We start from the raw sequence: 24,254 nt of genomic DNA on the forward strand, positions 1-24,254 counted from the left end.
CGGGACCGCTCGGTGAGCACCGGGAATGCGGCGAGAGTCACACCGCGGCCACCGCGGCCCGGATCTCCTCGGCGAACCGGTCCGCGGACGCGCGCAGCGCACTGATGTCCGGACCGTGACGAAGGACACCCCGGCTGACGTTCGGCACCACATTGCGCACCGCCGCCCCGAAGACCCCGGGGAGATCGGCCGGCGTGGCCCCCTGGGCGCCGATGCCGGGCGCGAGCAGCGGACCGTTGACGTCCAGGTCGTACGAGGAGAGGTCGCCGAGCGTGGCGCCGACCACCGCGCCGAAGGAGCCGAGGTGCTCCTCCCCCGCGTTCTCGGCCGCGAGGTGGGCCAGCACCGTCGCGCCGACGCTCCGTCCGTCGCCCCGTACCGCGTGCTGGACCTCGGCGCCCTCCGGGTTGGAGGTCAGCGCCAGCACGAACAGGCCCGCTCCGTGCTCGCGCGCCATGTCGACGGCCGGCTTCAGCGAGCCGTAGCCGAGGTACGGCGAGACCGTCAGCGCGTCCGAGAACAGCGGGGCGTCCCGGTGCAGGAAGGACTCGGCGTACGCGGCCATGGTGGAGCCGATGTCGCCGCGCTTGGCGTCCATGACGACCAGCGCGCCGGCCGCCCGGGCCTCCTCGACGGACTTCTCCAGGACGGCGACACCGCGGGAGCCGAACCGCTCGAAGAAGGCGCTCTGCGGCTTGAGGACGGCGACCCGGCCGGCCACCGCCTCCACCACCGTGCGGCTGAACCGCTCCAGACCGGCGACGTCGTCGTCCAGGCCCCACTCGGCGAGCAGGGAGGCGTGCGGGTCGATGCCCACGCAGAGCGGGCCTCGTTCGTCCATGGCCCGCCGCAGACGCGTACCGAAGGGCTCGGTCATGGCTTCTTCCTCACATCGGCGCCGACCGCGTCGGCGAGGGTGGCGTAGGGGCTCTGGCGCAGGCGCGCGGCGAGTCCCTTGTGGATCGCCCGGCTCCAGAACGGGCCCTGGTAGATGAAGGCGCTGTACCCCTGGACCAGCGTGGCACCGGCCAGGATGCGCTCCCAGGCGTCCTCGGCGGTCTCGACGCCGCCGACCCCGACCAGGGTGATCCGGTCGCCCACGCGCGCGTACAGCCGCCGCAGCACCTGGAGGGAGCGTGCCTTGAGCGGGGCGCCGGACAGGCCGCCGGTCTCCTTGACGACGGAGAGCGGGGAGGTCAGGCCGAGGCCCTCGCGGGCGATGGTGGTGTTGGTGGCGATGATGCCGTCCAGGCCCAGTTCCACGGCGAGGTCGGCCACCGCGTCGACGTCCTCGTCGGCGAGGTCGGGCGCGATCTTCACCAGAAGCGGCACCCGGCGGGTGGTGACCACCCGGTCGGCGGCCTCGCGGACGGCGGTCAGCAGGGGACGCAGCGCCTCGGTCGCCTGGAGGTCGCGCAGGCCGGGCGTGTTGGGCGACGACACGTTGACGACCAGGTAGTCGGCGTACGGCGCGAGGCGCTCGGCGGACTTCACGTAGTCGCCGGCGGCCTCCCCCTCGGGGACGACCTTGGTCTTGCCGATGTTGACGCCGACCACGGTCCGGAAGACGGGCTCACGGGTGGCCAGGCGGGCGGCGACGACGCGGGAGCCGTCGTTGTTGAAGCCCATGCGGTTGATCAGCGCCCGGTCGGGGACGAGGCGGAACAGCCGCTTCTTCGGGTTGCCGGGCTGCGGCTCGCCGGTGACGGTGCCGATCTCGACGTGGTCGAAGCCGAGCATCGCCATGCCGTCGATCGCGACGGCGTTCTTGTCGAAGCCGGCGGCGAGGCCGAAGGGGCCGTGCATGCGCAGGCCCAGGGCCTCGGTGCGCAGCTCCTTGTAGCGGGGCGCGAGCACGGCGGCGACGAAGGTGCGCAGGACGGGGACGCGGGCGGCCAGCCGGATCCAGCGGAAGGCGAGGTGGTGGGCGCGCTCGGCGTCCATCCGTTTGAAGACGAGGGAGAAGAAGGTCTGGTACATGGTGGTGTGGTGTCCTCGTGAAGAGCCTCATGAAGAGGGGGACACCGTTTCCGGTGTCCCCCTCGGGGCTGCTAGTCGCGGGCCGCGGTCAGGAATTCCGCGTGTTCCTGGAGCGATCGGACGCCCACGTCGCCGTGGTTGAGGGCGTCGATGCCCTGGACCGCGGCGGCGAGCGCCTGGACGGTCGTCAGGCAGGGCACGGACCGCGCCACCGCCGCCGTACGGATGTCGTAGCCGTCGAGGCGGCCGCCGGTGCCGTACGGGGTGTTGACGATGAGGTCGACCTCGCCGTCGTGGATGAGCTGGACGATGGTCTTCTCGCCGTTGGGGCCGGTGCCCTCGGACTGCTTGCGCACGACGGTGGCGTTGATGCCGTTGCGGCGCAGGACCTCCGCGGTGCCGGAGGTGGCCATCAGTTCGAAGCCGTGGGCGACCAGCTCGCGGGCGGGGAAGATCATCGAGCGCTTGTCGCGGTTGGCGACCGAGATGAAGGCGCGGCCCTTGGTGGGCAGCGGGCCGTAGGCGCCGGCCTGCGACTTGGCGTACGCGGTGCCGAAGACGGAGTCGATGCCCATGACCTCGCCGGTGGAGCGCATCTCCGGGCCGAGGACGGTGTCGACGCCGCGGCCGTGGATGTCGCGGAAGCGGGACCACGGCATCACGGCCTCCTTGACGGAGATCGGCGCGTCCAGCGGCAGCTCGCCGCCGTCGCCGGTGGCCGGGAGCAGGCCCTCGGCGCGCAGCTCGGCGATGGTCGCGCCGAGCGAGATGCGGGCGGCGGCCTTGGCCAGCGGCACCGCGGTCGCCTTGGAGGTGAAGGGCACGGTGCGCGAGGCGCGCGGGTTGGCCTCCAGGACGTAGAGGATGTCCCCGGCCAGCGCGAACTGGATGTTGATCAGGCCGCGTACGCCGACGCCCGCGGCGATGGCCTCGGTGGAGGCGCGCAGCCGCTTGATGTCGAAGCCGCCGAGCGTGATCGGGGGCAGGGCGCACGCCGAGTCGCCGGAGTGGATGCCGGCTTCCTCGATGTGCTCCATGACGCCGCCGAGGTACAGCTCCTCGCCGTCGTACAGCGCGTCGACGTCGATTTCGATCGCGTCGTCCAGGAACCGGTCGACCAGGACCGGACGGGACGGGCTGATCTCGGTCGACTCGGCGATGTAGGACTCCAGGCGGGTCTCGTCGTAGACGATCTCCATGCCGCGTCCGCCGAGGACGTAGGAGGGGCGGACCAGGACCGGGTAGCCGATCTCGTCGGCGATGGCCTTGGCGCCGGCGAAGGTGGTGGCGGTGCCGTGCTTGGGGGCGGGCAGGCCCGCCTCGGCGAGGACCCGGCCGAAGGCGCCGCGGTCCTCGGCGGCGTGGATCGCCTCGGGCGGGGTGCCGACGATCGGTACGCCGTTGTCCTTGAGCGCCTGCGACAGGCCCAGCGGGGTCTGGCCGCCGAGCTGGACGACGACGCCGGCGACCGGTCCGGCCTGCTGCTCGGCGTGGACGATCTCCAGGACGTCCTCCAGGGTGAGCGGCTCGAAGTAGAGCCGGTCGGAGGTGTCGTAGTCGGTGGAGACGGTCTCCGGGTTGCAGTTGACCATCACGGTCTCGTACCCGGCGTCGCTCAGCGCGAAGGAGGCGTGGACGCAGGAGTAGTCGAACTCGATGCCCTGGCCGATGCGGTTCGGGCCGGAGCCCAGGATGATGACGGCCGGCTTCTCGCGCGGCGCGACCTCGGTCTCCTCGTCGTAGGAGGAGTAGAAGTACGGCGTCTTCGCGGCGAACTCGGCGGCGCAGGTGTCGACCGTCTTGTAGACCGGGCGGACGCCGAGCGCGTGCCGCACCTCGCGGACGACGTCCTCGCGCAGGCCGCGGATCTCGGCGATCTGCTGGTCGGAGAAGCCGTGCCGCTTCGCCTCGGCGAACAGGTCGGCGGTCAGCCCGGGGGCGGCGGCGATCTCGTCGGCGGTCTCCTTGATGAGGAAGAGCTGGTCGACGAACCAGGGGTCGATCTTCGTGTAGTCGAAGATCTCCTCGGGGGTGGCGCCCGCGCGGATGGCCTGCATGACGGTGTTGATCCGGCCGTCGGTGGGCCGGACCGACGCCTCCAGGAGCTGCTGCTTGTCGCCGGGGTCGCCGACGAAGGTGAACTGGCTGCCCTTCTTCTCCAGGGAGCGCAGCGCCTTCTGGAACGCCTCGGGGAAGTTCCGGCCGATGGCCATGGCCTCGCCGACCGACTTCATGGTCGTGGTCAGCGTCGAGTCGGCGCTCGGGAACTTCTCGAAGGCGAACCGGGGCGCCTTGACGACCACGTAGTCGAGGGTCGGCTCGAAGGAGGCCGGGGTCTCCCGCGTGATGTCGTTGGGGATCTCGTCCAGCGTGTAGCCGACGGCCAGCTTGGCGGCGATCTTGGCGATCGGGAAGCCGGTCGCCTTGGAGGCGAGCGCGGAGGAGCGCGACACACGCGGGTTCATCTCGATGACGATGACCCGGCCGTCCTCGGGGTTGACCGCGAACTGGATGTTGCAGCCGCCGGTGTCGACGCCGACCTCGCGGATGATCGCGATGCCGACGTCGCGCAGCACCTGGTACTCGCGGTCGGTGAGCGTCATGGCGGGCGCGACGGTGATCGAGTCGCCGGTGTGCACGCCCATGGGGTCGAAGTTCTCGATGGAGCAGACGACCACGACGTTGTCGTGCTTGTCGCGCATCAGCTCCAGCTCGTACTCCTTCCAGCCGAGGATGGACTCCTCCAGGAGCACCTCGGTGGTCGGGGAGAGCGTGAGGCCCTGGCCCGCGATGCGGCGCAGCTCCTCCTCGTCGTGGGCGAAGCCGGAGCCGGCGCCGCCCATGGTGAAGGAGGGGCGGACGACGACCGGGTAGCCGCCGAGCGCCTCGACGCCCTTGAGGACGTCGTCCATGGAGTGGCAGATGTAGGAGCGGGCGGACTCGCCGTGGCCGGTCTTCTTGCGGACCTCCTCGACGACGCCCTTGAACAGGTCGCGGTCCTCGCCCTTGTGGATCGCCTCGACGTTGGCGCCGATCAGCTCGACGCCGTACTTCTCCAGCACGCCCTGCTCGTGCATGGAGATCGCGGTGTTCAGGGCCGTCTGGCCGCCCAGGGTGGGCAGCAGGGCGTCGGGGCGCTCCTTGGCGATGATCTTCTCGACGAACTCGGGGGTGATCGGCTCGACGTAGGTGGCGTCGGCGATCTCCGGGTCGGTCATGATCGTCGCGGGGTTGGAGTTCACGAGGATGACCCGCAGGCCCTCGGCCTTGAGCACGCGGCACGCCTGGGTGCCGGAGTAGTCGAACTCGGCGGCCTGGCCGATGACGATCGGGCCGGAGCCGATGACCAGGACGGACTGGATATCGGAGCGCTTAGGCACGCTGGCCCTCCATCAGAGAAACGAAGCGGTCGAACAGGTAGGCGGCGTCGTGGGGACCCGCGGCCGCTTCCGGGTGGTACTGGACGCTGAAGGCCGGCCGGTCGAGGAGCTGGAGCCCCTCCACCACGTTGTCGTTGAGACACACGTGGGAGACCTCGGCGCGGCCGAAGGGGGTGTCGGAGACCTTGTCGAGCGGGGCGTCGACGGCGAAGCCGTGGTTGTGCGCGGTGACCTCGACCTTGCCGGTCGTACGGTCCTGCACCGGCTGGTTGATGCCGCGGTGGCCGTACTTCAGCTTGAAGGTGCCGAAACCGAGCGCCCGGCCCAGGATCTGGTTGCCGAAGCAGATGCCGAACAGCGGAGTGCCGCGCTCCAGGACCGCCCGCATGAGGGCGACCGGGTGGTCGGCGGCGGCGGGGTCACCGGGGCCGTTGGAGAAGAACACGCCGTCCGGCCCGGCGGCGTAGATGTCCTCGACGGTCGCGGTGGCGGGCAGGACGTGCACCTCGATGCCGCGCTCGGCCATGCGGTGCGGGGTCATGCCCTTGATGCCGAGGTCGATCGCGGCGACGGTGAACTTCTTCTCGCCGATCGCGGGGACGACGTACGCCTCCTGGGTGGCGACCTCCTCGAAGAGGCTGGCGCCCTTCATGTGCGGCTGCTCCCGCACGCGCGCGAGGAGCGCGGCGTCGTCGGCGAGGGCGTCGCCGGAGAAGACACCGGCCCGCATGGAGCCGCGCTCGCGCAGGTGGCGGGTGAGGGCGCGGGTGTCGATGCCGGAGATGCCGACGATCCCCTGGCGGGTCAGCTCGTCGTCCAGGGAGCGCCGGGAGCGCCAGTTGGACGGCACGCGCGCGGGGTCGCGCACGACGTAGCCGGAGACCCAGATGCGCCGGGACTCGTCGTCCTCGTCGTTCCAGCCGGTGTTGCCGATCTGCGGGGCGGTCGCCACCACGATCTGCCGGGCGTACGACGGGTCGGTCAGGGTCTCCTGGTAGCCGGTCATGCCGGTGGAGAAGACGGCCTCGCCGAAGGTCTCCCCCACGGCCCCGTAGGCGCGGCCGCGGAAGACCCGGCCGTCCTCCAGGACGAGTACTGCGGGAGTCTTGCCGGCTCCCCTTGTGGAGGTCGTCATCGCGCGCCTTCCGTTTCCCTCTTGTTGATCATTTCGTTCAGGGTGTCGACCCACTCGTTGTGCTCGGCCGCGTGGTCGGAGCGGAAGCCGGAGTCGATCAGTTTGCCGCCGTGTTCCCAGGTCAGGACCAGCAGTCCGCCCTCGGTGAGGACCTTGCCTGCGATGCCCTTGTCGAGCCGGGCCCCGCGCAGGGCGGCGGCCGGGACGAAGAAGTCGGTGGCGCCGGGGCGTACGACGTCGACTCCCGCGTCCGTCAGCGTCAGCTCGGCCCGGCTACGGGTGCCCAGGCCGCGGGCGACGATGCGGTCCAGCCACTGACCGGCGGTGGTGGAGCCGTGGTAGCGGCCACTCATCGACAGCACAGCCAGTCTCGCCTTACCCGGAGATTCCGGCGCGGTGGGAAGTTCCGGCAGGTCCCCCTGGAGGGTGCCGCGCCACTTCCAGCCCTCGCGCATCAGCCAGTAGACGAGCGCGACGAACAGGGCGAGGCCGACGACCCAGCCGATGCGGGCGGCCCAGTCGGTCACTTCCGCCGATTGCTTCTCGGCGGCCAGCAGGATTACAGGTGTCACGTGAGCTTCCCGTCGACGAGCGTGGCCTTGCCCCGCAGCCACGTGTGCGTCACACGGCCCGGCAGCTCGCGCCCCTCGTAGGGGGTGTTGCGGCTGCGCGAGGCGAAGCCCGCGGGGTCCACCCGGCCACGGTATTCCGTGTCGACGAGGGTGAGGTTGGCGGGCTCACCTGCCGAGACGGGACGGCCCTGGCCGGCTGCCTGTCCGATCTGCGCGGGCTTGACGGACATCCGGTCGGCGACGCCGGCCCAGTCCAGCAGACCCGTGTCCACCATGGTCTCCTGGACCACTGACAACGCGGTCTCCAGGCCGACCATGCCCATGGCGGCGGCGGCCCACTCGCAGTCCTTGTCCTCGTGCGGGTGCGGGGCGTGGTCGGTGGCGACGATGTCGATCGTGCCGTCCGCCAGCGCCTCGCGCAGCGCCATGACGTCACGCTCGGTGCGCAGCGGCGGGTTCACCTTGTAGACCGGGTTGTAGGACCGGACCAGTTCGTCGGTGAGGAGCAGGTGGTGCGGGGTGACCTCGGCGGTGACCTGGATGCCCCGGGACTTGGCCCAGCGGACGATCTCGACGGACCCGGCGGTCGACAGGTGGCAGATGTGGACGCGGGAGCCGACGTGCTCGGCGAGCAGGACATCCCGGGCGATGATCGATTCTTCGGCCACCGCGGGCCAGCCGCCGAGCCCCAGTTCGGCGGAGACGACGCCCTCGTTCATCTGGGCGCCCTCGGTGAGGCGCGGCTCCTGGGCGTGCTGGGCGACGACGCCGTCGAACGCCTTCACGTACTCCAGGGCGCGCCGCATGATCACCGCGTCGTGGACGCACTTGCCGTCGTCGGAGAAGACGGTGACGCCGGCCGCGGACTCGTGCATGGCGCCCAGTTCGGCGAGCTTCTCGCCCTCCAGGCCGACGGTGACGGCGCCGATGGGCCGTACGTCGCAGTAGCCGGACTCGGTGCCGAGCCGCCAGACCTGCTCGACCACGCCCGCCGTGTCGGCGACCGGGAAGGTGTTGGCCATGGCGAACACCGTGGTGTAGCCGCCGGACGCCGCCGCGCGGGTGCCGGTCAGGACCGTCTCGGAGTCCTCACGGCCGGGCTCGCGCAGGTGGGTGTGGAGGTCGACCAGGCCGGGCAGCAGCACCTTCCCGGCCGCCTCGACGACCTCGGCGCCGTCGGCGGCCAGGTCCTGGCCGACCGCCTCGATGGTCTCGCCGTCGATCAGTACGTCCCGCTGCTCGCCGCCGAGCACCTTCGCACCACGGATCAGGATCTTGCTCATGGGTCTTACTTCTCCTCAGTGCGGGTCTGGGCGGGCTCGTTGCCGCCGAGCAGCAGGTACAGCACGGCCATGCGGATGGAGACGCCGTTGGCGACCTGCTCGACGACGGTGCAGCGGTCGGAGTCGGCGACCTCGGCGGTGATCTCCATGCCGCGGACCATCGGCCCGGGGTGCATCACGATGGCGTGCCCGGGCATCTTCGCCATGCGGTCGCCGTCGAGGCCGTAGCGGCGGGAGTACTCGCGCTCGGTCGGGAAGAACGCGGCGTTCATCCGCTCGCGCTGCACGCGCAGCATCATCACGGCGTCGGACTCGGTGAGCGTGGAGTCGAGGTCGTAGGAGACCTCGCAGGGCCAGGTGTCGACGCCGACCGGCAGCAGGGTGGGCGGGGCGACCAGGGTGACCTGGGCGCCGAGGGTGTGCAGCAGGTCGACGTTGGAGCGGGCGACGCGGCTGTGCAGGACGTCGCCGACGAGGGTGACGCGCCGCCCGTCGAGGTCCTTGCCGAGCCCGGCGTCCCGGCCGACCAGCCGGCGGCGCATGGTGAACGCGTCCAGCAGGGCCTGGGTGGGGTGCTGGTGGGTGCCGTCCCCGGCGTTGATCACATGGGCGTCGATCCAGCCGGAGGTGGCCAGCCGGTACGGGGCTCCGGAGGCGCCGTGCCGGATGACGACCGCGTCGACGCCCATGGCCTCCAGGGTCTGGGCGGTGTCCTTCAGGGACTCGCCCTTGGAGACGCTGGAGCCCTTGGCGGTGAAGTTGATGACGTCCGCGGACAGCCGCTTCTCGGCCGCCTCGAAGGAGATCCGGGTCCGGGTGGAGTCCTCGAAGAAGAGGTTGACGACGGTACGGCCGCGCAGGGTGGGCAGTTTCTTGATCGGCCGGTCGGCGACCCGGGCCATCTCCTCGGCGGTGTCGAGGATCAGGACGGCGTCGTCGCGGGTGAGGTCGGCGGCCGAGATGAGATGACGCTGCATCTGTCAGGCTCCGTAAGGCAGTTCATTCGGGAGGTTTCGGGCAGCTCGGCGCATGCGTGGGCACGCCGAAGCGGCCCGGCGCCCGAGGTGCTACTGGCCGGTCTTGGCGCCGAGCAGCACGGTGTCGCGACCGTCCTCCTCGGCGAGCAGGACCTTGACCGTCTCCCGCAGCGACGTGGGGAGGTTCTTGCCGACGTAGTCGGCGCGGATCGGGAGTTCGCGGTGGCCGCGGTCGACGAGGACGGCAAGCTGGACCGCGCGGGGCCGGCCGATGTCGTTCAGGGCGTCGAGGGCGGCGCGGATGGTGCGGCCGGAGAAGAGGACGTCGTCGACGAGGACGACGAGGCGGCCGTCGAGACCGTCACCCGGGATCTCCGTGCGGGCCAGCGCACGCGGCGGGTGCATGCGCAGGTCGTCGCGGTACATCGTGATGTCGAGCGAGCCGCAGGGGACCTTGCGCTCGGTGATCTGCTCCAGCTTGGCGGCGAGTCGGCGGGCGAGGAAGACGCCCCGGGTCGGGATGCCGAGGAGCACCACGTCGTCGGCGCCCTTGGCGCGTTCGACGATCTCGTGGGCGATACGGGTCAGCACCCGCGCGATGTCGGGGCCTTCCAGCACGGGCCGCGCGTCGGACGGTGAACCGGGCTGGGTGTCCTGCTTGTCCATGGGAAACGGACCTCCTTCTCCGCCTCACGGGACGGACCTTAAAGGACGTCGGATTTGCGCCATCCACGGTAGCAGGTGCCGACTGGCACCCTCACCGCACCCCATCGCCACCCCGATCGCACCTCTGCCACCCCATCGGAGTACGTCAGTCACTCGGATGGCCTAACGTGTCGCCATCGGCCCGGAAGAGTCGGGGCGGACCGTTCGGCTTGACGCGGCAGAGTAACGCTGCGTAACCTCACAGTGAGTTACCAGCCGCGCGGCAGGAAACCGAGCCCGTCGCGTCGACACAGTGTCCGGGGAGCCATATGTCCAGCGAATACGCCAAACAGCTCGGGGCCAAGCTCCGCGCCATCCGCACCCAGCAGGGCCTTTCCCTCCACGGTGTCGAGGAGAAGTCCCAGGGCCGCTGGAAGGCCGTCGTGGTCGGTTCGTACGAGCGCGGCGACCGTGCCGTGACCGTGCAGCGCCTCGCCGAGCTGGCGGACTTCTACGGCGTTCCGGTGCAGGAGCTGCTTCCGGGCACCACGCCCGGCGGTGCCGCCGAGCCGCCGCCGAAGCTGGTCCTGGACCTGGAGCGGCTGGCCACGGTGCCGGCCGAGAAGGCGGGTCCTCTCCAGCGCTACGCGGCGACGATCCAGTCCCAGCGCGGTGACTACAACGGCAAGGTGCTCTCGATCCGCCAGGACGACCTGCGCACACTCGCCGTGATCTACGACCAGTCGCCCTCGGTCCTCACCGAGCAGCTGATCAGCTGGGGCGTCCTGGACGCGGACGCACGCCGCGCGGTGGCGTCCCACGAGGAGGTCTGAGCACCGCCCGTACCAGCAGAAACGTGCCGCCGGGGTGGCCGGAACCAGTCGGTTCCGGCCACCCCGGCGGCATGTGCGGGGCTACTTGTCCAGCCCGGTGAGGGCAGCTCCCCCAGGGGCGCGGGGAACGGCGCGGGCAACCACGTGCTGCCCGCACGTCACTCGAATGCCGCAGCCCCGCGGCGCCCCTCGCCGGTCAAGCCCGCCGCAGCGTCGGCTTCAGCTCCTTGAGCCGGCCCAGCAGCCCGTTGACGAACGACGGCGACTCGTCGGTCGAGAACTCCTTCGCCAGCTGCACCGCCTCGTCGAGCACGACGGCGTCCGGCGTCCCGTCGACCCAGATCAGCTCGTACGCGCCGAGGCGCAGGATGTTGCGGTCGACGACCGGCATGCGGTCGAGCGTCCAGCCCACCGCGTACTGGGCGATCAGCTCGTCGATACGCGTCGCGTGCTCCGCGTACCCCTCGACCAGCTCCATCGTGTACTCGCTCACCGGCGGCTGCCGGGTGTCGGACCGGGAGTGCCGTACCCAGTCCGCGAGGACGGTCAGGACGTCGGCGCCGCGCTGGTCGCCCTCGAAGAGGATCTGGAAGGCGCGCTTGCGGGCCGTGTTGCGGGCGGCCACGGTTAGCTGTTCACCCGGCCGAGGTAGTCGCTGCTGCGGGTGTCGACCTTGATCTTCTCACCGGTGGTGATGAAGAGCGGGACCTGGATCTGGTGGCCGGTCTCCAGGGTGGCGGGCTTGGTGCCGCCGGTGGAGCGGTCGCCCTGGACGCCGGGCTCGGTCTCCTGGACGGTCAGCTCGACGGCGGCGGGCAGCTCGACGAAGAGCACCTCGCCCTCGTGCTGGGCGACGGTGGCCTCGAAGCCCTCGATGAGGAAGTTGGCGGCGTCGCCGACGACCTTGCGGTCGATGTGGAGCTGGTCGTAGGTCTCCATGTCCATGAAGACGAAGTAGTCGCCGTCCATGTACGAGAACTGCATGTCGCGCTTGTCGACAGTGGCCGTCTCGACCTTGACACCGGCGTTGAAGGTCTTGTCGACGACCTTGCCGGAAAGCACGTTCTTGAGCTTGGTGCGCACGAAGGCCGGGCCCTTGCCGGGCTTGACGTGCTGGAACTCGACGACGGACCAGAGCTGGCCGCCTTCGAGCTTGAGCACCAGGCCGTTCTTGAGGTCGTTCGTGGAAGCCACGGTTGCGGAATCTCCTGGACTGGACTGTGACGTGGACGACCCCGGGGCAAGCGCACAGCGCGAGGCTAGAGCGCGAGCAGCTCCTTGGTCGTGATGGTGAGTAGCTCGGGTCCGCCGTCCGCCTCGGGGCGTACGACGAGCGTGTCATCGATCCGGACACCGCCCCGGCCGGGGAGGTGGACCCCCGGTTCGACGGTGACCGGCACACAAGCGTCCAGTTTACCCATGGCCGCCGGGGTCAATTGAGGGTCCTCGTCGATTTCGAGTCCGACGCCGTGGCCGGTGCGCACGGGAAGGTTCTCGGTGTACCCCGCGGAGTCCAGTACCTGGCGGGCCGCGCGGTCCACGTCACGGTGGGCGGCGCCGGGCACCAGGGCCTCACGGCCGGCCCGTTGCGCGGCGAAGACGAGGTCGTACAGCTCGATCTGCCAGTCGGCCGGCGAGGTGCCGATGACGAACGTACGGCCGATCTCGCAGCGGTAGCCGCGGTAGGTGGCGCCGAGGCAGACGGAGAGGAAGTCGCCCTCCTCCACCCGCCGGTCGGTGGGCCGGTGACCGGGGCGCCCGGAGTTCGGGCCGGTCCCCACCGAGGTGGGGAAGGCCGGGCCGTCGGCGCCGTGGTCGACGAGGCGGCGCTCCAGTTCCAGGGCGAGGTGCCGCTCGGTACGGCCGACCAGGATCGATTCCAGCAGCTCGCCGAGGGCCTGGTCGGCGATCTCCGCGCCGATGCGCAGGCAGGAGATCTCCTCCTCGTCCTTGACCACCCTCAGCTGTTCGACGGCCTGGCCCAGATCGGCCAGGCGGAGCCGGGAAGCGACGGAGCCGATCGCGCGGTGCCGGGCCACGGTGAGGTGGTGCTCCTCCACCGCGAGGGAGTCGGCACCCTGGGTCACGGCGAGGCCGCCCGCGGCGACGGCGGGGTCGGCGCCGAGACCGGGCAGGACCCTCAGCCGCAGGGTCTCGTCGGGCCGCCCGTCGGTGGGACGGTCGTCCGGGGGCTCGCCGCACAGCAGCAGGTCCTCGGTGGCACCCAGCAGCAGGACGGCACCGCGCGGGGCGGCACCGGCGAGATAGCGCACGTTGGCGGGCCGGGAGACCAGCGCCGCCGCGCTGCCGCCCGCATTGCAGCGTTCACGTAGGCGCGTCCGGCGGGCCGCGTACACCTCTGACATGAGCCGAGCGTAAGAGCTTCGCTCGGGGGGCGCCGCTCAGGAGAGGCCGAGTGGGCGGTGGGGGCGCCCGCCGCTCAGTGAGAGGGGACGGACGGGTGTGGTGTGCCGGCCGGTGGGGGCCGGGTGCGCCCACGGCGGAGTCCCGCAGTGATACGGCCCCGCGCCCCTCAGGTCGCTCCAGTCCCCCGCGTCACCAGCTCGGCGGGCTCGCCATCGAGCGGGTCAGTACGTCGTCCAGGACGCGGGCCGTCTCGGGGACGTCGATCTGGGAGTTGTCGATGATCGGCAGACCGGAGCCGTACCAGCCGGCCATCCGGCCGTGGATGCGGGCGACCTCCTCGTCGGTGAGGCGGCGGTTGCCCGCCCGCTCGGCATTGCGCTCCAGGACGACGTCCAGGCCGGGCAGCAGGACGACGGGGAGCAGGCCGGGCCCGACGTGCCGTTTCCAGCCGCCGAGGCCGACGACCGGGCGGTCGGGGAAGACGGCGTCGTCGAGGATGCAGGAGATGCCGTTGGCCAGGAAGTTGCGCGCGGCGAAGCCGCAGGTGCGGCGGGCCAGGCGGTACTGCGCCTCGGAGTGCTCGTTCCACCCGGACTGCGGGTCGGCGAAGCCCGAGCGGACCCACTCACGCACGTCGTCGAGGCTGATGTGGGCGGTGGGCACCCGGCGGTGGTCCGCCCAGTACTTGGCGACGCTGGTCTTGCCGGCTCCGGCCGGGCCGATCAGCAGTACGGCGAGGACGGTGGTCGCCGGGTCGGAGGCGGCCGCCGGGACGGGCGGCACGCTGGGCGCGGCCACGGGCGGGCCGGGGGGCAGCGGGACGTGCCCGGTGGGCTCCGGCGGGGGCGGGGTGTGCTGCGCGGTGGGCGCGTGCGGGGGTGGCGGCGCGTGCGGCGGGACCGGCGGGGTCGCCGGGGGCGGGCCCGGGTAGCCCGGTGCCGGGGGCGGTGGCACGGGGGCGGACGCCCGGTGTACTCCCGGAGGCGGTTCCGGGTGGTGTGCGGCCGGTGACCAGCCGGTGGCCGGTCCGTGCCCCGGCTGGTGGGGCGGCGGCAGCGGAGAACCCACTGCGTGCTGCATCCGGTGCCACTCCGTCTCGTTCTTGGGCTCGGTCCGCCGCCGGGGCGCTGCGGCCGGTGCCGGAGGTCGGCACCGGCGCGCCCCCTTCGGCTCACTCACCGCGGGCGATGGGCGCTGACAGCGGGGCCGGCCCCGCCTCTGTCGCAGAACGGTACCGCCCCCGGCCGTCGTTTGGTGAACGGCCGGAGGCGGCCCCAAGTGCCCGGCGCGCGGGGCGGATCGGGCGGATGGTGCGCGGTGGTACCTACTGCCCCACTTCGCCGTAGGCGGCGAGGAGGACGGCGGGGTCGGGGCCCTCCAGGACGGTGGGCTTGGCCAGGCCGTCCAGGACGATGAAGCGCAGCAGGTCGCCGCGGGACTTCTTGTCGAGCTTCATGTTCTCCACCAGCTTGGGCCACTGGTCGTACCGGTAGTGCAGCGGCAGCCCCACCGCTTCGAGGATGCTGCGGTGGCGGTCGGCGGTGGCGTCGTCCAGGCGGCCCGCGAGGCGGCCCAGTTCGGCGGCGAAGTGCATGCCGACCGCGACGGCGGCGCCGTGCCGCCACTTGTAGCGCTCGTTCTTCTCGATGGCGTGGCCGAGGGTGTGGCCGTAGTTGAGGATCTCCCGCCGGCCGGCTTCCTTCAGGTCGGAGGAGACGACCTCGGCCTTGACCCGGATGGCCCGCTCGATCAGCTCGGCGGTGTGCGGTCCTGCCGGGGTGCGGGCGGCCTCGGGGTCGGACTCGATCAGGTCGAGGATCGCCGGGTCGGCGATGAACCCGGCCTTGATGATCTCGGCGAGCCCGGAGACGTAGTCGTTGACCGGGAGGGAGTCCAGCGCGGCGAGGTCGCAGAGGACCCCGGCGGGCGGGTGGAAGGCGCCGACGAGGTTCTTGCCCTCGGCGGTGTTGATGCCGGTCTTGCCGCCGACGGCCGCGTCGACCATGGCCAGCACGGTGGTCGGTACGGCGATCCAGCGCACGCCGCGCAGCCAGGTCGCGGCGACGAACCCGGCCACGTCCGTGGTGGCGCCGCCGCCCACGCCGACGATGACGTCGGTGCGGGTGAACCCGGACTGGCCGAGCGCCTTCCAGCAGTAGGCGGCGACCTCGGCGGTCTTGGCCTCCTCCGCGTTGGGCACCTGGATGGCGATCGCGTCGTAGCCCTGCCCGGCGAGGTCGGCGCGCAGCGCGTCGCCCGTCTCGGCGAGCGCCTCGGGGTGGATGACGGCGACCCGCTTGGCCTTGGGCCCGACCAGGCCGGGCAGCTCGTCCAGGAGCTGCCGGCCCACCAGGACCTCGTACGCCTCGCTGCCCGCGGTGGCGCCGACCTGGACGCGGGTGACTGCCTCGCTGCTCATGCTTCCTTCAACTCCAGTGCGTCCAGGGCGGCTTCGGCGACCTCTTCGGGGGTGCGGCCGTCGGTCGGTACGGCGGCCACGGCGACGCTCTCGTACAGGTGCCGTCTGGCCTCCATCAGCTCGCGCCACTGCTTGCGCGGGTTGACCGCGAGCAGGGGACGGGCCGCGTTGAGGCCGGTGCGCTTGACCGCTTCCTCGACGTCCATCGAGAGGTAGACCACCCGGTGTCCGGCGAGCAGCGCGCGCGTCTCCTCGTCCAGGATCGCGCCGCCGCCCAGGGCCAGGACGCCGTCGTGCTCGGCGAGCGCCCGTCGCACGGCCGCCTTCTCGATGGCCCGGAAGGCGGCCTCGCCCTCGTCCACGAAGATCTCGGCGATGGCGCGGCCCTCGGCGGCCACGATGTCCTCGTCGGTGTCCCGGTAGCCGGTCCCGAGCCGCTCGGCGAGCAGTGCGCCGACGGTGGACTTGCCGACCCCCATCGGGCCGACCAGGACGAGCAGCGGTGCGCTCATCGGATGGCCAGGGCGTCGAGGAACGAGGTGACGTTGCGCCGGGTCTCGGGCACGCTGTCGCCGCCGAACTTCTCCGCCACCGCGTCCGCCAGCACCAGCGCGACCATGGCCTCGGCGACGATGCCGGCCGCCGGGACGGCACAGACGTCGGAGCGCTGGTGGTGGGCGGCGGCTTCCTCGCCGGTGGCGACGTCCACGGTCTTCAGGGCGCGCGGCACGGTCGCGATCGGCTTCATCGCCGCCCGCACCCGCAGCAGCTCGCCCGTGGTCAGCCCGCCCTCGGTGCCGCCGGAGCGGCCCGACGCCCGCTTGATGCCCTCGGGGGTGGTGAGGATCTCGTCGTGCGCCTTGGAGCCCGGCACGCGGGCCAGGTCGAAGCCGTCCCCGACCTCGACGCCCTTGATCGCCTGGATGCCCATGAGCGCGGCGGCGAGCCGGGCGTCCAGCCGCCGGTCCCAGTGCACGTGCGAGCCGAGGCCGACCGGAACCCCGTACGCCAGCACCTCCACGACACCGCCCAGGGTGTCGCCGTCCTTGTGGGCCTGGTCGATCTCCTCGACCATCGCCTTGGAGGCGTCCGCGTCCAGGCAGCGCACCGGGTCGGCGTCCAGCTTCTCCACGTCGGCCGGGGTCGGCAGCACGCCGTAGGGCGCCTTGGCGGCGGCCAGCTCGACGACATGGCTGACGATCTCGATGCCGGCCGTCTCCTTCAGGTACGACCGCGCCACCGCGCCGAGCGCGACGCGTGCGGCGGTCTCCCGCGCGGAGGCACGCTCCAGGATCGGCCGGGCCTCGTCGAAGCCGTACTTCTGCATGCCCGCGAGGTCGGCGTGGCCGGGCCTCGGCCGGGTGAGCGGGGCGTTGCGGGCGAGCCCGGCGAGGACCTCCGGGTCGACCGGGTCGCCGGCCATGACCTGCTCCCACTTGGGCCACTCGGTGTTGCCCACCATGATCGCGACCGGGGAGCCCAGGGTCAGGCCGTGCCGGACACCGCCGAGGAAGGTGACCTCGTCCCGCTCGAATTTCATCCGAGCGCCGCGCCCGTAGCCGAGCCGCCGCCGCGCCAGGTGGTCCGCCACCATCTCCGTGGTGATCGGCACGCCGGCGGGAAGGCCCTCCAGCGTCGCGACGAGTGCGGGGCCGTGCGACTCCCCCGCGGTCAGCCAGCGCAACCTGCTCAACAGTGCTCCTCGGTGTTCGCGCCCTGTCCATCACGGCGCGACCGGGTGCGCGGCCCTGATCCGCCGCTCCCAATCCTCCCATGTCCCCCGATGTGACCTGGGCGGCGGTCCACCAACCGGACAGCGGACCGTCCGCGGACGCCTAACGCTCCGCCAGCGCCCGCTCGCCCGCGGTGCGCATGGCGGCCAGCGGTGCCGGTCCGCGCCCCGTCATCTGCTCCACCTGCAGCACCGCCTGGTGCACCAGCAGGTCGAGGCCGCTGACGACGGCGCCGCCGTGGGCCGACCAGCGGGCGGCCAGCGCGGTGGGCCAGGGCTCGTAGAGCACGTCGAACAGGGTCGTGGGCATCTCCGGCACGGCGGCGGCCAGCGCGTCGGTGGTGCCGGCCGGGGTGGTGGCGACGACCAGCGGGGCGCGCAGTGCCTCCTCGGCCCGCGACCAGTCCACGACGCGCACGTCGACGTCGAGCCGCTCGGCCCACTCGCGCATCTCGGCGGCCCGGGCCTCGCTGCGCACGTAGACGGCGACCTCGCCGGCGCAGATACGGGCCAGCGCGGCCAGCGCGGAGGAGGCGGTGGCGCCGGCGCCCAGGATCGCCGCGGACTCCACCTTCTCGACGCCGTGCTCGCGCAGGGCGGCGACCATGCCGGGGATGTCGGTGTTGTCGCCGGTGCGGCGGCCGTCCTCGGTGAGGACGACGGTGTTCACCGCGTCCACGGAGGCCGCCGTGTCGCTGACCTCGTCGAGCAGCGGGATCACGGCCCGCTTCAGCGGCATGGTCAGCGACAGCCCGGCCCACTCGGGCCCCAGCTTCTCGACGAACCCCGGCAGGGCCGCCTCGTCCACCTCGAAAAGGTCGTACGTCCATCCCTCCAGGCCCAGCGCGGCGTACGCGGCGCGGTGCAGCACCGGGGAGAGGGAGTGGGCGATCGGGGAGCCGAGGACGGCGGCCCGGCGGCCGTCAGTCGCCGGTACTGGCATTGAACTTGTCCTTCAGTTTCTCGAACTCGGCGTTGGTCTTGGCGAACTCCGTGTTGCTCACGCCATCGGTGGCGACGAAGTAGATCCAGCCGTCGTCCGTGGGTTTGAGCGCGGCCTCCAGCGCCTCGGCGCCCGGATTGCCGATGGGACCGGGCGGCAGACCCTTGTGGTAGTAGGTGTTGTACGGGTCCGGGTTGCTGTTGATCTCGGACTCGCTGATGTGGATCTCGCTCTGACCCATCAGGTAGTTGAAGGTCGAGTCGAACTGGAGCTTCTGGTTGGTCTCGTAGTTGTCGGGCTTGAGGCGGTTGTAGATGACCTCGGCCATCTTGCGGAAGTCCTCGTGGGTCTTGCCCTCGGCCTGCACCAGGCTGGCGACCGTCACGAGCTGCCAGGGCCCGTCGAGCCCCAGTTCCTTCGACTTCTTCTCGAAGCCGAGCTCCTCGTACTTGTCGGTGGCCCGCGCCACCATCTCCTTGAGCACCGCCTCGGGCTTCTGCCCCTTGGCCACGGAGTAGCTGGACGGGTAGAGGAAGCCCTCCAGCGGGTCTTTGACGTCGGCGTGGTTCATCGCCCAGTCGGGCAGGCCGAGGTCCTTCCACTCGGACTTGGCCACCTTGGCGGTGGTGCCCTTGTCGACCTCGAGGCGTTCGTCGATGAGCTCGTAGACGGCGGCGCTGCGCTTGCCCTCGGCGATGATCAGCGTGTTGCGGCTCTCGGGGCTGAGCATCAGCTTCACGGCGCTCTCGGCGGACATCTCCTTCTGCAGCGTGTAGACGCCGTCCTGGATGCCCTTGGCGTTCGGGTTGCTCTGCAGCGCCGCGACGAACGCGTCGACGCTCTTGACCACGCCCTTGCGCTTCAGCTCCTGGCCGATGGCCGAGCCGCCCGCCCCCTTGGGGACGGTGATGGTCACCTGGGTGCCGTTGCCGTCGCCGGCGTAGTCCGGGGCCGCGCCGAAACGATCCTGGTAGAACTGGTAGCCGAAATAGCCGACTCCCGCCACACCGCCGCCCAGCACCAGGCAGACCACGAGGCACGCACAACCGTTCCGCCGCTTCTTCGGCTTGCCCCCGCGGTTCCTGCGGTCACCGCGGCCGGGAGCGTCGTCGTCGGCCCCGTCGGCGTCGTCCCCGTCGCCGCCCGCGAAGAAGGCGTGTTCCCCCTGGTCGGGCCCCGGGTCCCAGTCGGTCTTCTCCGGCTCCGGCTCGGTGCGCCGCCGGTTCGGCGGCTCGGGGGGCGGATACGCCTCCGGGGTGCCGTAGTGGTCGGGCTGCTCCGCGCCGTAGGAGGCGGCCGCCTGCTGGGCGTACGGGTCGGCGGGATCGGCCGGGTACACGGGCTGCTGCTGTCCGGTGCCCCAGCCCTCGCCGCCGTACTGCTGCTGGTCCTGGTGCTGCTGCGCCGGGTACTGCTGTCCGCCGTACTGCGGGTCGTACTGCTGCTGGTCGTACTGCTGCTGACCCTGCCCGCCGTCGTACTGCTGCCCGTCGTACTGCTGTCCGCCGTGCGGGTACTGCTGCTGGGCCTGGCCGTACCCGGCCTGGCCTCCGCCGTCGCCCCAGTCACCGTGCTGCTGATGCTGCGGTCGGTGCTGCGACTGGCCGCCGTCGAAGGGCTGCTGTCCCGCGTGGGCCTGCTGCCCTCCCCACCCGCCGTCCCCGTACAACGGGTCCTCCGGGTGCCACGGTTCGGAGCCCTGGCCCCGGCCATACTCAGTCATGGATCCCCTAGAGCCGCGAGGCGGCGGTCACGCGGCTTTCACGGACCACTTACCGTTCCGCCTCTCTCTGTGCGGAGGCTGTTCGAAGACCGCCGCATCGCGCGGAACGTTACCGTACAGCGATCAGATGACCACTTCGACGCCCTCGCCAGGAGGATTACCTGACACCCGTTCGGATTCAAGCGCCTGCTGAAGGATGATCACAGCGGCGGCCTGGTCGATGACCGAACGGCCCTTCTTGGAATTCACCCCGGACGCGCGCAGGCCCTGGCTCGCCGTCACGGTCGTCATCCGCTCGTCGAGGAGCCGGACCGGGACGGGGGCGATGCCCTGGGCCAGTTCCTGGGCGAACCGGCGGACCTTGGCCGCCGCCGGGCCCTCGCCCCCCTTGAGGGAGCGGGGCAGGCCGGCGACGACCTCGATCGGCTCGTACTCCTCGACCAGCGCGCGCAGACGGCGGTGGGCCGCCGGGAGGTCCCGGCCCGGGACCGTCTCGACGGGGGTGGCGAGGATCCCGTCGGGGTCGCACGAGGCGACCCCGATCCGGGCGTCCCCGACGTCGATGGCGAGCCGACGTCCTCTGCGCATTACTTGGCCGTCTCCGCGACCAGGCGCTCCACGGCGGCCACGGCGTCACCGATGGCGGCCGGGTTCTGGCCGCCGCCCTGGGCGACGTCCGGCTTGCCGCCACCGCCGCCGCCGAGGGTCTTGGCGGCGGTGCGCACCAGGTCACCGGCCTTGAGGCCGCGGTCGCGGGCGGCGTCGTTGGTGGCGATGACGGTGAGGGGCTTGCCGTTCACCGTCGTGAACAGGGCGACCACGGCGGCCCGGCCGCCCTGGATGCGGCCGCGCACGTCGAGGACCAGCTTGCGCAGGTCGTCGGCGGTGGTGCCGTCCGGGACCTGGCCGGTGACCAGGGCGACGCCCCGTACGTCCTTGGCGGACTCGGCGAGACCCGCCGCGGCCTGGAGGACCTTCTCGGCGCGGAACTTCTCGATCTCCTTCTCGGCGTCCTTCAGCTTGCCGAGCATGGCGGAGACCTTCTCCGGGAGCTCCTCCGGACGGCCCTTGATCAGCTCCTGGAGCTGGGCGACGACCGTGTGCTCACGGGCGAGGAAGTTGTAGGCGTCGACGCCCACCAGGGCCTCGATACGGCGCACGCCGGAGCCGATGGACGACTCGCCCAGCAGCTTCACCAGGCCGAGCTGGGCGGTGTTGTGCACGTGGGTACCGCCGCACAGCTCCTTGGAGAAGTCGCCGATGGTGACGACGCGCACCCGCTCGCCGTACTTCTCGCCGAACTCGGCGATGGCGCCCTGCTTCTTGGCCTCGTCGATGCCCATGACGTCGGCCCGCACGTCCAGGTCGCGGGCGAGCACCTCGTTGATCTTCTGCTCGACGTCGGTCATCACGGCCGTCGGCACGGCGGACGGGGAACCGAAGTCGAAGCGGAAGCGGCCGGGCTGGTTCTCGGAACCGGCCTGGGCGGCCGTCGGGCCCAGCGCGTCGCGCAGGGCCTGGTGGGTGAGGTGGGTGGCCGAGTGGGCGCGGGCGATGGCCTTGCGGCGCCGGTCGTCGATGGCGGCGTGGGCCTTGGCGCCGACGGTGATCTCACCGACCTGGACGACGCCCTTGTGGACGTAGACGCCCGGGACCGGCTTCTGGCAGTCGCGCACCTCGATGACGGCACCGGAGTCGGTCCTGATCCGGCCGGTGTCGCCGATCTGGCCGCCGCCCTCGGCGTAGAAGGGGGTGCGGTCGAGGACGATCTCGACCTCGTCGCCCTCGGTGGCGGCCGGCGAGGAGACGCCGTCGACCAGGATGCCGACGACGGTGGACTCGCCCTCGGTGTCGGTGTAGCCGATGAAGTCGGTCTGTCCGGCGCGGTCGGCGATCTCGCGGTAGGCGCCGAGGTCGGCGTGGCCGGTCTTCTTGGCCTGGGCGTCGGCCTTGGCGCGCTCCCGCTGCTCCTTCATCAGGCGCCGGAAGCCGTCCTCGTCCACGGACAGGCCCTGCTCGGCGGCCATCTCCAGGGTGAGGTCGATCGGGAAGCCCCAGGTGTCGTGGAGCAGGAACGCCTTGTCGCCGGAGAGGACCGAGCCGCCGGCGGCCTTGGTGTCGGCGACGGCGGTGTCGAGGATGTTGGTGCCGGCCTTCAGCGTCTTGAGGAAGGCGTTCTCCTCGGCGACGGCGACCTTCTCGATCCGCTCGCGGTCGGTGATCAGCTCGGGGTACTGCTGCCCCATCATCTCGATCACCGTGTCGATCAGGTCCTTGACGACCGGACCGGTGGCGCCGAGCAGGCGCATGTTGCGGATGGCTCGGCGCATGATGCGGCGCAGCACGTAACCGCGGCCCTCGTTGCCCGGCGTGACGCCGTCACCGATGAGCATCACGGAGGTGCGCATGTGGTCGGTGACCACGCGCAGGGAGACGTCCGAGTCGTGGGCGTCGCCGTAGGAGACACCGGTCAGGTCGGTGGCCTTCTGGATGACGGCCATGGAGGTGTCGATCTCGTACATGTTCTGCACGCCCTGCAGAATCATGGCGAGCCGCTCCAGGCCGAGCCCGGTGTCGATGTTCTTGCTCGGCAGCTCCCCGAGGATCTCGAAGTCCTCCTTGGAGATGCCCTCGCCCCGCTCGTACTGCATGAAGACGAGGTTCCAGATCTCCACGTACCGCTCGTCGTTGACGGCCGGGCCGCCCTCGACGCCGAACTCGGGGCCGCGGTCGTAGTTGATCTCGGAGCAGGGGCCGCAGGGGCCGGGCACGCCCATCGACCAGTAGTTGTCCTTCTTGCCGAGGCGCTGGATGCGCTCGGAGGGGACACCGACCACGTCGTGCCAGATGCGCTCGGCCTCGTCGTCGTCCTGGTAGACGGTGATCCACAGGCGCTCGGGGTCGAGGCCGTAGCCGCCCTTGTCCTGGGGGCTGGTGAGCAGCTCCCAGGCGTACGTGATGGCGCCTTCCTTGAAGTAGTCGCCGAAGGAGAAGTTGCCGCACATCTGGAAGAACGTGCCGTGCCGGGTGGTCTTGCCGACCTCTTCGATGTCCGGGGTGCGCACGCACTTCTGCACGCTGGTGGCGCGGTCGAAGGGCGGCTTGACCTCACCGAGGAAGTACGGCTTGAAGGGCACCATGCCGGCCGGGACCAGCAGCAGAGTCGGGTCGTCCGCGATGAGCGACGCCGACGGGACGACGGTGTGCCCGCGCTCCTCGAAGAAGCTCAGCCAGCGGCGGCGGATCTCGGCCGACTCCATCAGTGGTCCTCATTCCGGTTGTACGAGTACGTCGTCCTGTCGATGTACTTCGAAGTGGGCATCGGGTCGTTGCGGTTCTCGATGGCGGCGTACCGCCGGGGTGCCGGGAGCTCCCGGTCGGCGGGGGCGTCGAGACCGAGGGCGTCGCCCAGTTCGGCCTCCCGCTGGGCCATGTTGTCGCGGACGTCGAGCGCGAAGTCCACGGCGCGGTCCCTGAGCCGGCCGCCGGCCTCGATCGCCTTGTTCGCCGCGGTCACGGCGAGGTTCTCGGGGGTGAGCTGCTTCAGCTTCCGGTTGACCTTGGTGGTGGCCCACACTCCGGCGGCGACGCCGGTGGTGAACCAGAACGTACGGCGGAACATCGCTGGGTCAGTCCTTCTTCCGCTTGGCCCGCCGCGTCGCCGGGACGGTACGGCCCACCACGACGGTGCGCCTGGCTGTCTTGGCCGGCACGTCCTCCTTGCGGCCGCCCATCGCCCGGCGCACGCCGTAGCCGAAGGCCGCGACCTTGACCAGGGGGCCGCCGAAGGTGGAGGCGACGGTGGTGGAGAGCGCCGAGGCGTTGGAGGTGACCTCCTGGACGTCGGAGGCGATCGCGTCGACCCGTTCGATCTGGGTCTGCGCCGAGCGCACCGCCGTGGAGGCGTCGGCCAGCAGCGGGACGGCCTGGTCGGTCACGTCCGCCACGAGCTTGGTGGTCGCCTTGAGCGTCTGCGCCAGCCTCACCAGTGCGACGGCGAGGAAGGAGACCAGGATCGCCCAGAACACGGCCACCAGGATCCCGGCCACCTCGCCACCGGACACTGTGTGCACCCGCTCCCTGAAACGTGCCAGAACTTCGCTACGTCGACTTCACGTCCGTCATGACCGTCGAGACCATCGAGAACACGGAAAGTCGTGCACCGAGCCTATCGCGCCGGGGGTGGAGGTCCGTACCGGATTACCGTCCGCGTGCGGCGCGGGTGTGCGAGACGTTTGTACGCACCGCGCACGCTTCAGTACGCT

At 71.4% G+C, this 24,254-nt stretch carries 22 protein-coding genes; 1 reads left to right on the forward strand and 21 read right to left on the reverse strand.

Going from position 1 to position 24,254, the window contains the following annotated elements; translation table 11 throughout:
- Window positions 1–37: 37 nt before the first annotated feature.
- The 8 genes from pyrF to pyrR all read right to left on the reverse strand — a co-directional run bounded on the left by pyrF (window position 38) and on the right by pyrR (window position 9,993).
- Window positions 38–877 carry an orotidine-5'-phosphate decarboxylase gene (gene pyrF, locus ACIQR3_RS20390; protein ID WP_403540747.1) on the reverse strand — a complete coding sequence of 280 codons (840 nt, stop codon included), beginning with the start codon at window positions 875–877 and terminating at the stop codon, window positions 38–40.
- Window positions 874–1,980, reverse strand: coding sequence for a quinone-dependent dihydroorotate dehydrogenase (locus ACIQR3_RS20395; RefSeq protein WP_403540749.1), 1,107 nt, complete (start codon window positions 1,978–1,980; stop codon window positions 874–876). Before ACIQR3_RS20395 ends, pyrF begins: the two co-directional genes overlap by 4 nt.
- 71 nt (window positions 1,981–2,051) lie before the next feature.
- Window positions 2,052–5,360, reverse strand: coding sequence for a carbamoyl-phosphate synthase large subunit (gene carB, locus ACIQR3_RS20400; RefSeq protein WP_403540752.1), 3,309 nt, complete (start codon window positions 5,358–5,360; stop codon window positions 2,052–2,054).
- Window positions 5,353–6,495, reverse strand: coding sequence for a glutamine-hydrolyzing carbamoyl-phosphate synthase small subunit (gene carA / locus ACIQR3_RS20405; protein ID WP_403540755.1), 1,143 nt, complete (start codon window positions 6,493–6,495; stop codon window positions 5,353–5,355). The genes carB and carA overlap by 8 nt, the downstream gene beginning before the upstream one ends.
- Window positions 6,492–7,067: a hypothetical protein gene (locus tag ACIQR3_RS20410; protein ID WP_403540757.1), complete on the reverse strand. Its 576-nt coding sequence runs from the start codon at window positions 7,065–7,067 to the stop codon at window positions 6,492–6,494. Before ACIQR3_RS20410 ends, carA begins: the two co-directional genes overlap by 4 nt.
- The gene (locus tag ACIQR3_RS20415; RefSeq protein WP_403540759.1) at window positions 7,064–8,350 is read right to left on the reverse strand and encodes a dihydroorotase; all 1,287 of its coding nucleotides are present in this window, start codon (window positions 8,348–8,350) and stop codon (window positions 7,064–7,066) included. The genes ACIQR3_RS20410 and ACIQR3_RS20415 overlap by 4 nt, the downstream gene beginning before the upstream one ends.
- A gap of 5 nt (window positions 8,351–8,355) precedes the next feature.
- Entirely contained in the window at window positions 8,356–9,327 is a 972-nt protein-coding gene (locus tag ACIQR3_RS20420) for an aspartate carbamoyltransferase catalytic subunit (protein ID WP_403540761.1), read from the reverse strand.
- A gap of 90 nt (window positions 9,328–9,417) precedes the next feature.
- Entirely contained in the window at window positions 9,418–9,993 is a 576-nt protein-coding gene (pyrR, locus tag ACIQR3_RS20425) for a bifunctional pyr operon transcriptional regulator/uracil phosphoribosyltransferase PyrR (RefSeq protein ID WP_403540763.1), read from the reverse strand.
- A 308-nt stretch (window positions 9,994–10,301) separates the two neighbouring features.
- On the opposite strand from pyrR, the gene bldD reads away from it, so the two are divergent.
- Window positions 10,302–10,805: a transcriptional regulator BldD gene (bldD, locus tag ACIQR3_RS20430; RefSeq protein ID WP_190206437.1), complete on the forward strand. Its 504-nt coding sequence runs from the start codon at window positions 10,302–10,304 to the stop codon at window positions 10,803–10,805.
- A 196-nt stretch (window positions 10,806–11,001) separates the two neighbouring features.
- Here the strand turns inward: bldD and nusB are convergent, their stop codons facing one another.
- From nusB to ACIQR3_RS20495, 13 genes are all read right to left on the reverse strand, one after another.
- Window positions 11,002–11,430 carry a transcription antitermination factor NusB gene (nusB, locus tag ACIQR3_RS20435; protein ID WP_215167937.1) on the reverse strand — a complete coding sequence of 143 codons (429 nt, stop codon included), beginning with the start codon at window positions 11,428–11,430 and terminating at the stop codon, window positions 11,002–11,004.
- Window positions 11,431–11,432: 2 nt separating this feature from the next.
- Window positions 11,433–11,999, reverse strand: a complete 567-nt coding sequence (efp, locus tag ACIQR3_RS20440; RefSeq protein ID WP_215167936.1) for an elongation factor P — start codon at window positions 11,997–11,999, stop codon at window positions 11,433–11,435.
- A 65-nt stretch (window positions 12,000–12,064) separates the two neighbouring features.
- Window positions 12,065–13,171 (reverse strand): aminopeptidase P family protein, encoded by a 1,107-nt coding sequence (locus ACIQR3_RS20445; RefSeq protein WP_403540767.1) that lies wholly within the window; start codon window positions 13,169–13,171, stop codon window positions 12,065–12,067.
- Between the two features lie 190 nt (window positions 13,172–13,361).
- Window positions 13,362–14,252, reverse strand: coding sequence for a Pro-rich N-terminal domain-containing protein (locus ACIQR3_RS20450; RefSeq protein ID WP_403540768.1), 891 nt, complete (start codon window positions 14,250–14,252; stop codon window positions 13,362–13,364).
- Between the two features lie 244 nt (window positions 14,253–14,496).
- Window positions 14,497–15,591 (reverse strand): 3-dehydroquinate synthase, encoded by a 1,095-nt coding sequence (gene aroB / locus ACIQR3_RS20455; protein WP_403540771.1) that lies wholly within the window; start codon window positions 15,589–15,591, stop codon window positions 14,497–14,499.
- Window positions 15,588–16,103: a shikimate kinase gene (locus ACIQR3_RS20460; protein WP_215167932.1), complete on the reverse strand. Its 516-nt coding sequence runs from the start codon at window positions 16,101–16,103 to the stop codon at window positions 15,588–15,590. Before ACIQR3_RS20460 ends, aroB begins: the two co-directional genes overlap by 4 nt.
- Window positions 16,100–17,284, reverse strand: a complete 1,185-nt coding sequence (gene aroC / locus ACIQR3_RS20465) for a chorismate synthase (RefSeq protein WP_403540774.1) — start codon at window positions 17,282–17,284, stop codon at window positions 16,100–16,102. The genes ACIQR3_RS20460 and aroC overlap by 4 nt, the downstream gene beginning before the upstream one ends.
- A 142-nt stretch (window positions 17,285–17,426) precedes the next feature.
- Window positions 17,427–18,266, reverse strand: coding sequence for a shikimate dehydrogenase (locus ACIQR3_RS20470; RefSeq protein WP_403540777.1), 840 nt, complete (start codon window positions 18,264–18,266; stop codon window positions 17,427–17,429).
- The gene (gene mltG, locus ACIQR3_RS20475; protein WP_403540779.1) at window positions 18,247–19,989 is read right to left on the reverse strand and encodes an endolytic transglycosylase MltG; all 1,743 of its coding nucleotides are present in this window, start codon (window positions 19,987–19,989) and stop codon (window positions 18,247–18,249) included. The genes ACIQR3_RS20470 and mltG overlap by 20 nt, the downstream gene beginning before the upstream one ends.
- A gap of 123 nt (window positions 19,990–20,112) precedes the next feature.
- Window positions 20,113–20,577 (reverse strand): Holliday junction resolvase RuvX, encoded by a 465-nt coding sequence (gene ruvX, locus ACIQR3_RS20480; RefSeq protein WP_403540782.1) that lies wholly within the window; start codon window positions 20,575–20,577, stop codon window positions 20,113–20,115.
- A complete protein-coding gene (alaS, locus tag ACIQR3_RS20485) occupies window positions 20,577–23,249 on the reverse strand; it encodes an alanine--tRNA ligase (RefSeq protein WP_403540785.1) in 2,673 nt (890 codons plus the stop codon). Before alaS ends, ruvX begins: the two co-directional genes overlap by 1 nt.
- The gene (locus tag ACIQR3_RS20490) at window positions 23,249–23,611 is read right to left on the reverse strand and encodes a hypothetical protein (RefSeq protein WP_403540788.1); all 363 of its coding nucleotides are present in this window, start codon (window positions 23,609–23,611) and stop codon (window positions 23,249–23,251) included. Before ACIQR3_RS20490 ends, alaS begins: the two co-directional genes overlap by 1 nt.
- 7 nt (window positions 23,612–23,618) lie before the next feature.
- Window positions 23,619–24,062, reverse strand: coding sequence for a DUF948 domain-containing protein (locus ACIQR3_RS20495; protein ID WP_215168624.1), 444 nt, complete (start codon window positions 24,060–24,062; stop codon window positions 23,619–23,621).
- Window positions 24,063–24,254 lie beyond the last annotated feature (192 nt).

This window comes from Streptomyces sp. NPDC090994 (genome assembly GCF_044768905.1).
Classification (GTDB): domain Bacteria; phylum Actinomycetota; class Actinomycetes; order Streptomycetales; family Streptomycetaceae; genus Streptomyces.